The organism is Shewanella sp. Isolate11 (assembly GCF_022398315.1).
GTDB lineage: Bacteria > Pseudomonadota > Gammaproteobacteria > Enterobacterales > Shewanellaceae > Shewanella.
In genome coordinates this window covers 18,589-30,934 of sequence record NZ_JAKEVF010000003.1, presented here as the reverse complement: position 1 = coordinate 30,934, position 12,346 = coordinate 18,589, and the positions used below count along the sequence as shown (strand labels likewise).

Genomic DNA, 12,346 nt, shown 5'->3' with positions numbered 1-12,346 from the left:
GGCGTAAAACTATGCAGGCAGAGACTTCAGGGCTGATTAGTTTGGCGCAGGCAAAGCAACTGGTTGAGTTGCTTGAAGCCAATGAACAAACCCAAGCTGATGAGATAATAAGAGAGATCGCCAGTCCCATTCAAAAAGAGCTATTTGATGAGGTTGGACGCTTAACACGTCAACTTCACAGTGCGATTGTGGACTTTCAGGTAGATGACCGTTTGGTTGAGCTGGCTAATAGCGAGATCCCAGACGCCAAAGAACGCCTTAACTATGTTATCGATATGACGGAACAGGCCGCAAACAAGACAATGGATGCGGTCGAAGAATCACTTCCTCTCGCCGATGCCTTGACGACAAATCTTCAAGCGGTTAAACCTTCGTGGGATCGCTTAATGCGTCGTGACATTCAGTTACATGAATTTAAAACCTTATGTCATGACGTGCAGCTATTTATCGAGCGTAGTGAATCCGATTCCAACCGTTTAAAAGAATTACTTAACAGCATCTTACTTGCCCAAGATTTCCAAGATCTAACCGGACAGATGATCCGTCGAGTCATTGAATTAGTGCGTGAAGTTGAGAGTAACTTAGTCTCTATGTTGACGGTTTTCGGTGAGCAGCCGGAGATTGAAAAGCCGGTGAAAGCCAATAAGAGTGTTGCGGCTGAAGGTCCAATCATTAACGCCGAATTACGTGATGATGTGGTGACAGGGCAAGATGAGGTCGATGACCTACTATCGAGCCTAGGTTTCTAAGTAGGAGTCAAATTCATGTCTTTTGATGTTGATGAAGAGATACTGCAGGACTTTTTAATTGAGGCAGGTGAAATTCTCGAACTGCTTTCAGAGCAGTTGGTGATGCTGGAAAATAATCCAGAGGATACCGAGCTACTGAATGCGATTTTTCGAGGTTTCCATACCGTAAAAGGCGGAGCGGGCTTTTTAAGCCTGACCCCTATGGTCGATGTCTGCCATGAGGCAGAAAATACCTTCGACTTGCTGCGTACAGGCAAGCGCCATGTTAACGCCGAGCTGATGGATATCATCTTGCAAGCGGTGGATGCGGTTAATGCCATGTTTGCCGAGACTCAGTCTGGCCAAGCGCAAAGTTCAGCTGAGCCGGAACTGTTAGCTAACCTCAAATTATTAAGCTCTGGTGCTCCACTTCTATCAGAAGGTGGTGAATACAGTTTTGCCTCAGAAATCGATGTTTCCTTAGTCTCCCAGTTTGATGTTGACCCTGTTGAAGAAGCACCTGCTAAGGTAGATGATATTGCAGCCCTTGGCAGCACAGATATCGATGAAATTGATGAAGCGGAATTTGAAGCCTTATTAGATGCATTGCATGGCGCTGGAAAGGGACCTTCTGTCACGCATCAATCCAGTAATACGCCTGTTTCAAGTAGCGATGATATTACCGACGATGAGTTTGAGTCTTTACTCGATGAATTGCACGGTGCTGGCGCATTCTCTATCCCTGCTAAAGTTGAAGAGCCTCTAGCTGAGCCTAACTCAACACCCGCTGCAACATCAGTAACAACATCAGTCGCGGCCAGTGTCGATGCCGATGAAATCACCGATGATGAATTTGAAAAGTTACTCGATGAACTTCATGGTTCTGGGGCAGCGCCGGGCGCGTTATCGAGTCAGACAAGGGTAAAGTCTCACGTTAAGCCTGAGGCAACATCTAAGCCTGAGACGACAGCTAAGCCAGAAACAGCGAAACAGTCAAGCGTTAAAGCCAATTCAGAAAGCAGCATAGAGCCTAAGCCAAGCGTCGCCAGTACGAAAGCGGCATTGCCAGCTAAAGAAAAAACCACCGCCAAAGCGCCGGCCAACAATATGCCGCAGTCTGAAACTACCGTGCGTGTGGATACGGCAAGACTGGATCAAATCATGAATATGGTTGGCGAACTGGTGTTGGTGCGTAACCGCCTCTTGAGTCTTGGGATCACCCGCGACGATGAAGATATGTCGAAGGCCTTGGCCAATTTAGATTTGGTGACCGCTGACTTGCAAGGTGCGGTAATGAAAACCCGCATGCAGCCTATTAAAAAGGTCTTTGGTCGCTTCCCTCGAGTGGTGCGAGATTTAGCGCGCAGTCTCAATAAAGAGATTGAGCTACGTATGATAGGTGAAGAAACCGATCTGGATAAAAACCTGGTTGAAGCTTTGGCCGATCCTTTGGTGCATCTGGTGCGTAACTCGGTCGATCATGGTATTGAAATGCCTGATGTGCGTGAGGCGAATGGCAAAACTCGCAGCGGTACTATTACCTTATCCGCTAGCCAAGAGGGCGATCATATTCTACTGACCATCGAAGATGATGGTGCAGGGATGGATCCTAACAAACTCAAAGAAATCGCTATCAGCCGCGGTGTGCTCGATGAAGACGCTGCCGCAAGAATGTCTGATGAAGAAGCATATAACCTGATCTTCGCCCCAGGATTTTCAACCAAGGTGGAGATTTCGGATATCTCCGGCCGTGGCGTGGGTATGGATGTGGTTAAAACCCGCATTACTCAGCTCAACGGTACAGTACATATCGACTCCAACAAGGGCCATGGTACTCGTTTAGAGATTAAGGTCCCGCTGACATTGGCGATTATGCCGACCTTGATGGTGGAAGTTGCCAGCCAAGTGTTTGCCTTGCCCTTGTCGAGCGTTAATGAAATCTTCCATCTGGATTTGACTAAAACCAACGTGGTTGATGGTCAGCTTACTGTTATCGTGCGCGAAAAAGCGGTGCCGCTATTTTATCTAGAGCAGTGGCTATGCCGTGACACCGTTAACTTTAAACATGGTGATAAACAGCAAGGCCATGTGGTGATCGTACAGCTGGGCACCATGCAAATTGGTTTCGTTGTCGATGCCTTGATTGGTCAAGAGGAAGTGGTCATCAAACCCTTGGGGACCTTATTACATGGCACGCCAGGAATGGCTGGGGCAACCATCACCTCCGATGGTGGAATCGCACTGATTTTGGACGTACCGGGTCTGTTAAAGCATTACGCTAAAAATAAAAAGTAGCAGATCAACATTATCGAATGACAGTGAGCATCTCTGTTTTACAGCAGGCTCAAGCCAAAGCGGCCACTGTCGATAGGACATTGAATGGGCATAAAAGTGTTAGTGGTCGACGATTCGAGTTTTTTTCGTCGACGGGTGAGTGAAATTGTTGCCAGCGATGCCGATTTAGAAGTGATCGGTACCGCCAACAATGGTGCCGAAGCGGTCAAATTAGCACAGGAGTTAAAACCTCAAGTCATCACTATGGATATTGAAATGCCAGTGATGGACGGGATAACGGCTGTTCGTGAGATCATGGCAAAATGCCCAACGCCTATTTTGATGTTTTCCTCGCTCACTCATGATGGTGCTAGAGCGACCCTAGAAGCTCTGGAAGCTGGTGCGTTAGATTTCCTGCCTAAACGTTTTGAAGATATCGCAACCAATAAAGATGCTGCTATTTTACTTTTGCAGCAAAGGGTTAAAGCTTTAGGCCGTCGCCGCTTATTCCGCGCAGCAATTCCCAGAGTAAAACCGACTACTACGACACCAGTTAAAGCTGCAGCATCGCCAGAACGCACGACGGCAAGCAGCAGTGTGCCCAAACGTGCAAGCGGTAAACGTTATAAGTTGCTTTTGATTGGTACCTCTACTGGTGGTCCTGTGGCGTTGCAACGTATCCTCACTAAGATCCCAGCGGATTATCCCCATCCTATTGTACTGATTCAGCATATGCCTGCGGCTTTTACTCCCGCATTTGCTACTCGCTTGAATGGCCTGTGTGCTATCGAAGTCAAAGAGGCACAAAATGGAGAATCTTTACGTGCTGGCTGTGCTTATCTGGCGCCGGGTGGCATGCAGATGATGCTTGAGCGAGGCGGTACTCATGGACGGATTAAGGTTCTCGCGGGTAATGCCGATATGAATTATAAGCCCTGCGTAGATATTACCTTTGCTTCGGCATCTAAGCTGGTGGGTGGTGATGCCCTTGCCGTGGTGTTAACCGGAATGGGCGCAGATGGGCGAGAAGGGGCTCGCATGCTAAAGGCTGCTGGAGCAACGATTTGGGCGCAAGATGAAGCCAGCTGTGTGGTGTATGGCATGCCACAAGCCGTCGCCAATGCGGGCTTATCGAGTTATTCCATTCCATTAGATGACATGGCTGAAGCGATTATTAGAGAGAGCGGACGTGGCTAAACAGGATAGGGCTGAGTTAAATATAGATAAGCGCAGTAACGGGAGTAATACATTGCTCTTGTTGATGTTGTTTTTATCGTTTATTTCAGCGAGCTCTATCGGTGCGCTTTATTTAGAACTCAGGCATAAACATAGTTTGCTGCAAGCCAAAGTCGAAAAGCTTGAAAATAGCCAAGTATTATTGATGGTGCCCACCGAGCAGGCAGAGTCATTAGCGCAATGGATGGAGAAAAATCCCACCTTTACCGAAGCTATGTTAGAACAAGTTCGGCCTGGACAGCACACTCGGGTAGAAGTCACGGCTGCGACTCAGAAAGTACAATTACGTAATACCCAAGCGTTAGCGACTGAGCAATCGTCGCTGACGAGCAGTAACATGGCGCTAGCAAAGAATCAGGCCGATAAAATATCTGCTCCAGTGACAGTGTCCGAAGACAAGGATGGGGTGAAATTGATCAAGCTGCCAGGCGGCGGAATAAGAATCACCACTCGGGATGAAAGTTAAACAGCGATGGCATTTCTAAGGGGACATTGTTGAAGATCTGGACCGTGGCGAACCAAAAAGGCGGCGTAGGTAAAACTACGACGGTTGTAAGCTTGGCAGGTTCTTTAGCTAAACAAGGCAAGCGTGTATTAATGGTCGATACCGATCCGCATGCATCGCTGGGCTATTATCTTGGTATCGATTCTGAGCAGGTGCCAGGCTCGTTGTACGATCTGTTTATGCAACACCAGTCTCTGACTCGCCAACGAGTGATGGCGCATATTGTGCCCACTAGAATTAGCGAAATCGATCTACTACCAGCCACTATGGCGCTGGCAACTCTCGACCGCACTTTGGTGCATAAAGAGGGCATGGGACTGATCTTAAAAAAGCTGCTGGCCTTTGTCGAAGCTGAATATGATGTGGTGTTAATTGATTGTCCACCTGTACTTGGCGTGCTGATGGTCAATTCCTTGGCTGCTAGCCAGCATATTATTGTGCCAGTTCAAACTGAGTTTTTGGCGATTAAAGGCCTAGATAGAATGGTAAAAACCATGCTGATGATGGGGCGCTCCAAGAAAATTAATTACAGCTATACCATAGTGCCGACGATGTTCGATAAGCGTACTAAGGCTTCACCTGCGGCGTTAACCCAGCTTTCACAAGATTATGCCAACAGATTGTGGCCAGACGTGATTCCCGTCGATACCAAGTTCAGAGATGCCAGTTTAGCTCATCTGCCGATCACTCATTTTGCCGGTTTTACCCGAGGTGGTAAGGCTTATGATCGCTTATTAGATTATCTACTCACCAAGGAGTTTGCTCATGCCAAACTCAGTTGATGATGCGATTTATGATTATTTTGCCGAGCTGCTTAATGATGCCTCTGATGAGGCTCATCAAGTGCAACAGCAATTATCATCTCCAGCAGAGGTAGTCGTCCAATCAAAACCTTTTATGGAAGCGGGTGAGGAGCAAGGTGAGGTTCGAAACTCTGAGCTTAAGCGTAGCCAGCCCCGACTGGATAAAAGGGCCCTTGAGCAATTGTTAGCGCCACTGGCTAAGGTGGAGCAGAGTGAAGCTGAAGATAGTGTAATTAAACAGATCGCTCAGCCTATTGCAGATACTGAGCAAACCCTAAATGCTGACCAAGTCCTTGATGCTGTAAATGAAATAAAAATGGTTGAACTTGACTCTCAACCTTTTGCTTTTGCGGCCGATGCAATAGATAGAGACTCAGGTGATAAGTCATTAACTCGAATAACTGATGCGGTAGAACCCGCTCTACAGGTCGAACCCGCGCCATTGGCGGTAACCCGTGATCTGGTTGACGAACTTGAAGATGAGTTTCAAGTACTGTTTTTTAAGGTGGCGGGCCTGACGCTGGCGGTGCCTTTAGTTAGCTTGGGCGGCATAGTTCAAGTGGGACGAGTGAATCACATCATGGGACGACCCGCTTGGTTTCATGGGGTGCAGACTCACAGAGATGCGCAACTCAATATTGTGGATACCTGTGCTTGGGTTATGCCTGAAAAGTATGATGATAATTTAAAACAATCTATTGATTATCAATATATTGTAATGCTAGAAGGCAGTAATTGGGGATTGGCTTGCGAATCCTTAGTGAATACGGTGAAAATTGTAAAATCAGAAGTTAACTGGCGTGCTAAAGCGGGTAAGCGTCCGTGGCTGGCTGGAATGGTAAAACAACAGATGTGCGGCATAATCCATGTGCAAGCATTAATCGAACTATTAAATTTGGGCTTGGGTTGTCAGGACTCTATTGAGTGAGGTTGTTATGGCAAATGCTAAAGATGCAGCAGTAGCTGCGAGTAAAGATGATCAAGTATTGCAGTGGGTGACGTTCCGTTTAGATAACGAAACTTACGGCATCAATGTGATGCAGGTTCAGGAAGTTTTGCGTTATACCGAAATTGCTCCTGTACCCGGTGCACCTCATTATGTTTTAGGTATCATTAACTTACGAGGCAATGTTGTTACGGTTATCGATACCCGTTCTCGTTTTGGTTTAAGTTCTTCCGAAGTGAACGACTCCACTCGAATCGTCATTATTGAAGCGGAAAAACAGGTCATTGGTATCTTGGTCGACAGTGTTGCCGAAGTGGTTTATCTGCGTAGTTCTGAGATTGATAACGCGCCAAATGTGGGTACCGAAGAGAGTGCTAAATTTATTCAGGGCGTGAGTAATCGTGACGATGAACTGCTGATCTTAGTCGACTTAGACAAGCTATTATCCGACGATGAGTGGATGGAGCTGTCACAGATCTAGCATTGCAAAGATGCTACTCTTGCTAAATGGCCGAAATATCAATAACTGCTGAGTGTCTTCTAGCTTATTGCTGGTTTTGAGTTTAGGATATACAGGATAAACTCAGCGTTAGTTGATTGAAAATAGGGTGTTTTATGATCGGTGACGAAATATTAATCGCAGCATTAGTGTATGTCATTGCCTGTTTAGCCTTGGTGTTGTATCAGCAGAAACAAACCAGCAAACTAAGAAGTAAGATTGAAGCCTTAACGCTTTTGGTTAAGGAGAATGATCGTCAGCGCGAATCATTGAAACGTGAGCTACAAGAACTACGCACGGGGACCATAGGTGTCGGACGTAGAATGTTGGAGCTTGAAAAGCAACTTGCTAAGCAAGAAGCGCGTATCGATGAAACCAGTCAGCAAGATCCTCAAGCCCGTTTGTATTCTAGGGCGATGAAGATGGTTGAACTAGGGGCTGGGGTTGAAGAGTTAGTCGCCGAATGTGAGTTACCTAAAGCTGAAGCCGAGTTATTGCTGAGGCTGCATCGAAAAAATTAGCGCTGGTGCGCTTTTTTTCGCCTGTTATTTATACTCAAAGTTATTAAATAATCTAAACCGCTTCAACAATTTTCTGGTGCATATTATCCCAGCGCTCAGGGAACTTGCCATCTAGCATATAAACAAAGGCGATCAACTCAGCTATTAGCAGGTACAACTCCTTAGGGATCTCTTCGCCGACCTCCAACTTCTGAAAAAAATTACTGAGATTGGGATCGCGATGAATATGGACTCCCGCTTCTTTCGCTAAGGCGATGATCTCTTCGGCCACTAATGCTTCACCTTTAGCCGATAAGGTCGGCGCCGAGTTACCTTTATAACTTAACGCCGCTGCTTGTCTAGGCTCTGCTGGTTTATCATCATCGCCTTCTCTTGCTGAGTTATCGCCTGAGTTGTCGCTTAAGTTGTGGGCTAAATTGTCTGCTAACTTGTTATCGAAAGGGTTATACATAAACTATTCCTTGTTAGGCGGTCGCTTTTACTAGGTAATGTTCACCCGGAAGCAAACTGGCGGGTACGTTAGCCTTGTGTGTTGTTAGCTCTTCGGTAACCAAGCCAACCGCGGCAATTTTTTTCGATAGTCCTTTAGATTTACTCGCTATTTTGTTCAGCAATATTTCATTGTCGCTACTGAATTTTAATTTGAGTCTGTTAGTGTTTACTTCAGCATTAACCAACACCGCCCCTTGAGACAGGTTGAATTTAAGTTGTAACCGCCAGATTTGCGTTTTTTGCTCATCTTGTTTGGGCTGCTCAAAATGCCCTTCGAACTGTTCATGACGATTATCAAGCATATAGGGCAGGGTAAAGTACCAATTGTTAGCCTGAGCCGTTTCGCTACTGGCTTGTTGGTAGAGGGTAAAGCCTGAAAATAGTTTTGCTAGCGTTTCACTAGTACCGACTTTGTCTAGCAGAGCTAGCATGGGGTCGCTGAAGGCTAATTTTTGCTGTAACTGCAGCAGATGTTGGTTTAGCAACGATGAGTGTTGAGTTTGCTGCTGCCGACCTAGTAACAGCTGGAATAGAATACCTATGGTGCCGCTGTGAGTGAGCGCGCTATGACTCATCGCGCTGGAATTGGCCGTGGTCGAACCCGAGCTATTACCATCCATAGGTGTAAATGGGCTTAATCCTCTAGTTAAATTTAGCGCAGTAAGGCTGTCTCGTAGTTCGTGAATAAGCGCCTTAGGATCGGCTAGCTCGGTTAATTGCCTTGGGAAGACCAAAGGCTGTAAGCGCTGAATAAGACTGAGTAGTGACTGCTTACTTGTACTGTCATTATTGGTCGGTTTAATCGCCATTCGCTGCATGGCAAGTCCAAGGCCGCGATGCTGCTGTGTTGCTTGAGATTGCGACTTTTGCTGAGCGATGGGGTTAGGCGTCTCAGGCGAAGGGGAAGGTTTGCTCATACTTGTCATCAGTTGGTCAGACTGGTTAGCACTAGTCACTTGGCTAGTTAAAACTGCCGCGCTTAAAACTGTTGAGTTTAGTGCTCCCGTCTTTGGCGTACCCGTCATTGGCACATTAGTCTGAGCAGCAGGCATGACTAATAAAGGTTTATTAGTTAACGTCAGTTGTGTGCTAATGGATTGTATCTTCTGAAATAATAGTTGATTAGACAAGCTCGATGTCAGTTGAGCTGTTGAGTGATTAGCTTGCTGTATTGCTCTGGGTGAAGCTTCACTGCGTATAGTGAGAGCATCTAACTGCTTCGGTGATAATGATTGGCTCGCAAATTGCTGATTAAGTTTGGCGTAATGGCTCGCTAACTGTGTCGGCTGCTTAATCACCGGGGAAGATTGGTTATCACTTACTGGCGATTGGGCTGCAAGATTATTGTTATTGGTGAGAACCTTGTGCATTTCCCCCGGTTTATTAATCAAGCAAATATTGAGTTCTGCCAGTTTTGGGGTAATTTGCAGCTGCAACTTAGCCTCTGCCATAACGAACCTGGCAAAGAATGTTCCTTGTTTCGCATTTGGCAAGTAGTGTGATTGCAACTTAAAGGTTGCCGAGGAAGATACCGTCACCAAATCATCATTAATGGTCACTTCGCCTATGGGATAGCCCTGAGGGCGCATTGCTAACTGTGACAGTTGTGCAAGCGAGATATCATTGCCTTTAATGTAAGCGAGTAAGCTTGGAGGAAACGGCAGTGTTTGATTTTGGCCGAATACTTTGACACAACCTGTTAGACGATCTTGAGCTATCTTATTAATGATGAGTAGGTTATGACTACTTTGCTCAACGGCAAGTTTTAAATTTTGCCTATCAGCATTGTTTAAATGATTAATGACTAGGGTTTCATTATTGACGGTTATAGTGTCTTTATGGGTAGAAAATTGAATATTAACAGGGATTAACTTTTCCATAGGTACAGCCGATCTCCTGTTAACGCTATAGCTTTTAGAGGTGGCTACCTCTGGGATCAGCGTAGGACGATGGCTCACAAATATTCTCCGGAAAAGGTCAATAAGTTGACTAACATTTACAAATTTCAATTTGACCTCAGCAATTTGCCGAGTATCCTTAGCCGTCTGTAAGAAAAATCAAACTGTGTAGTCTAGTATTATCTATATCGTCACTTAAGCCTGTGACTTTAGCTTATGTTGTAATAGATATAAGGGAATACTATCTGGGAAGCAAAGCAAATATGAAGTGTAAAAGGATTACGTTAAGTCTGTTTATTTTTGGGTTACCGCTTTGGAGTCATGCCGCTCAACAAAACGAACAGGTTGCTAAGGAAAGCACCACAACCGAAACAACAACCGAAACGGTAGTTGTATATGATGATCCGCGAGATCCTTTTGAAGGCTTTAACCGAGCCATGTGGGATTTCAATTATCTTTATTTGGACAGATATTTATACCGACCCGTAGCACACACCTATAATGATTATTTGCCGCAGACTGTGAAGACTGGGGTGAACAATTTTGTGCTCAATTTTGATGAGCCAAGTTCGATGGTTAACAACGCCTTGCAAGGCAAGTGGGGTTGGGCTGTCAATGCGGGTGGACGCTTTACAATCAACACCACCATTGGTTTATTGGGCATCGTAGACGTGGCTTATATGATGGGCCTAGAACGTAAGCAAGATGAGTTTAACGAAGTGCTTGGCTACTATGGCGTGCCTAATGGTCCCTATTTTATGGCACCATTTTTAGGCCCTTATGTGACCAGAGAGATAGCTTCAGATTGGGTCGATGGACTTTATTTCCCATTATCAGAATTTACCTTTTGGCAATCAATGGTGAAGTGGGGACTGAAGAACCTACACAAACGATCTGCCGCAATCGATCAAGAGCGACTTGTTGATAACGCACTTGACCCCTACACTTTTGTGAAGGAAGCCTATTTGCAACACGTCGACTACAAAGTTTATGACGGTGATGTGCCAGTGACTCAAGATGATGACGAGTTACTGGATGATTATATGAAAGAGCTAGAGTAGACATTATAGCGGTTGTCACACGAGTAAAAATGTGGAAATAACATCAGGTTATTTGTTTGCCACAATAACAATAGCTCAGTGAACAAGATAGATTGGCGCTGCCAGTGTAGTGTGAATGGGGAGCTAAATGGCGTTAGAAAATCTAGTCATATTACTGGTTGAAGATGATCCCGTTTTCCGCAGTTTAGTCGCGGCATTTTTAGCAAGCCGTGGCGCTGTGGTTGTCGAAGCGTTCGATGGTCAGCAGGCTTTAGAGCGATTTGAACAGCAGGAATTCGATATCGTGTTAGCCGATCTCAGCATGCCTATTCTTGGCGGCCTAGATATGCTTAAGCAGATGATTAAGCGTAAGCCGAATACGGTATCGATTGTTATCTCAGGTAACCAAGTGATGGCAGATGTTGTTGAGGCGTTAAGAGTCGGCGCTAACGATTACTTAGTGAAACCTGTAAACGATCTCTGCCTGATTGAAAATGCAATTCGTCAATGCCTTGGTGGTTCTCACCAACAAGATGTTCAGCTCGATGACCTCGATGAACTGTCCTACCAAGAATTAGAAGAGCACCTTAATCTATTAGAACAAAATGCTGAGGCGGCTAAAAGTGTGCAGCAGCAGTTATTTCCCCCCTCAGAAATTGATTATCCCAAAGCCAAGATTGATTACAGCCTGTTTAAGCATGACGACGTTAGTGCTTACTTTATTGATAGTACCAATGTCAGTGATCAATATCTGATCATGTATATGGCTCACTTTCATCCGCAAGATAATCGAGCAGCATTTGCGAGTGTGTTACTTAAAAGCTTTGTTAATCAAAAATTGAAGCTATTTAGAAATGGCAGCAGCGATACCGTGATAGAGCCGTTTAATATGCTCAGTTACCTTAATGAGCGTATGACTAAATCGGGATTAGACATTTATGTCGATATTATCTATTCGGTTGTTGAGCTGAGCCATTACCGCGCTTCCATTGCACAGGCGGGTAAAGGATTACGCTGTTATATCCGTAATGAAGAAGGTTTATTGCCATTAGCGCTACCAGACTCATTGCAATTGGGTATTTTAGAATGGGGTCAGCCTAGCACACAATTCCGCGACCTGATGATGGGTGAAAGCCTGTGTATTGTCTCTAGCGTGTCCGAACATAGAGAGATGCTATTAGACGATAGATTCTTAGGCTTAACTTATGACACAGAGACCGCGCCAGGCGGTTATGTGCAGATGAGTTTTTAGCCGCTAGCCGTGAGTTAACGTCTTAAGCTAAAGTCTTAAGCTGTATATTTTTCGTATAAAGTACCCACATAAAAAAACGCCTCACTAGGATTGTGAGGCGTTTTTGTTTTTGACGAATATTAGTCACTAGTATTTAGTGACTAATATTTAGC

Annotated in this window: 12 protein-coding genes; 10 read left to right on the top strand and 2 right to left on the bottom strand. The window is 45.4% G+C overall.

What is annotated here, in order from left to right:
• Window positions 1-11 precede the first annotated feature (11 nt).
• The 8 genes from L1D21_RS09245 (at window position 12) to L1D21_RS09210 (ending at window position 7,512) form a co-directional block, all read left to right on the top strand.
• Window positions 12-749 (top strand): protein phosphatase CheZ, encoded by a 738-nt coding sequence (locus L1D21_RS09245; protein WP_239844971.1) that lies wholly within the window; start codon window positions 12-14, stop codon window positions 747-749.
• 15 nt (window positions 750-764) lie between these two features.
• On the top strand, window positions 765-3,023 hold the full coding sequence (locus L1D21_RS09240; RefSeq protein WP_239844970.1) for a chemotaxis protein CheA: 2,259 nt from the start codon (window positions 765-767) through the stop codon (window positions 3,021-3,023).
• An 84-nt stretch (window positions 3,024-3,107) separates the two neighbouring features.
• Window positions 3,108-4,199 carry a chemotaxis response regulator protein-glutamate methylesterase gene (locus L1D21_RS09235; RefSeq protein WP_239844969.1) on the top strand — a complete coding sequence of 364 codons (1,092 nt, stop codon included), beginning with the start codon at window positions 3,108-3,110 and terminating at the stop codon, window positions 4,197-4,199.
• Window positions 4,192-4,704 carry a membrane anchored protein in chemotaxis locus gene (locus tag L1D21_RS09230; RefSeq protein ID WP_239844968.1) on the top strand — a complete coding sequence of 171 codons (513 nt, stop codon included), beginning with the start codon at window positions 4,192-4,194 and terminating at the stop codon, window positions 4,702-4,704. The genes L1D21_RS09235 and L1D21_RS09230 overlap by 8 nt, the downstream gene beginning before the upstream one ends.
• Before the next feature lie 29 nt (window positions 4,705-4,733).
• A complete protein-coding gene (locus L1D21_RS09225; protein ID WP_239844967.1) occupies window positions 4,734-5,525 on the top strand; it encodes a ParA family protein in 792 nt (263 codons plus the stop codon).
• Window positions 5,509-6,474 (top strand): chemotaxis protein CheW, encoded by a 966-nt coding sequence (locus L1D21_RS09220; RefSeq protein ID WP_239844966.1) that lies wholly within the window; start codon window positions 5,509-5,511, stop codon window positions 6,472-6,474. Before L1D21_RS09225 ends, L1D21_RS09220 begins: the two co-directional genes overlap by 17 nt.
• Window positions 6,475-6,481: 7 nt before the next feature.
• Entirely contained in the window at window positions 6,482-6,973 is a 492-nt protein-coding gene (locus L1D21_RS09215; protein WP_239844965.1) for a chemotaxis protein CheW, read from the top strand.
• A gap of 137 nt (window positions 6,974-7,110) precedes the next feature.
• The gene (locus L1D21_RS09210; RefSeq protein ID WP_239845283.1) at window positions 7,111-7,512 is read left to right on the top strand and encodes a DUF2802 domain-containing protein; all 402 of its coding nucleotides are present in this window, start codon (window positions 7,111-7,113) and stop codon (window positions 7,510-7,512) included.
• Between the two features lie 52 nt (window positions 7,513-7,564).
• On the opposite strand, the gene L1D21_RS09205 is transcribed toward L1D21_RS09210, so the two are convergent.
• Window positions 7,565-7,963 carry an EscU/YscU/HrcU family type III secretion system export apparatus switch protein gene (locus L1D21_RS09205; RefSeq protein WP_239844964.1) on the bottom strand — a complete coding sequence of 133 codons (399 nt, stop codon included), beginning with the start codon at window positions 7,961-7,963 and terminating at the stop codon, window positions 7,565-7,567.
• Between the two features lie 13 nt (window positions 7,964-7,976).
• A complete protein-coding gene (locus L1D21_RS09200; protein WP_239844963.1) occupies window positions 7,977-9,884 on the bottom strand; it encodes a hypothetical protein in 1,908 nt (635 codons plus the stop codon).
• A gap of 281 nt (window positions 9,885-10,165) precedes the next feature.
• Between L1D21_RS09200 and L1D21_RS09195 the strand changes: the two genes are divergently transcribed.
• Both L1D21_RS09195 and L1D21_RS09190 read left to right on the top strand, forming a co-directional pair.
• The gene (locus L1D21_RS09195) at window positions 10,166-10,963 is read left to right on the top strand and encodes a VacJ family lipoprotein (RefSeq protein WP_239844962.1); all 798 of its coding nucleotides are present in this window, start codon (window positions 10,166-10,168) and stop codon (window positions 10,961-10,963) included.
• A 127-nt stretch (window positions 10,964-11,090) separates the two neighbouring features.
• Window positions 11,091-12,194, top strand: a complete 1,104-nt coding sequence (locus L1D21_RS09190) for a response regulator (RefSeq protein WP_239844961.1) — start codon at window positions 11,091-11,093, stop codon at window positions 12,192-12,194.
• Window positions 12,195-12,346 lie beyond the last annotated feature (152 nt).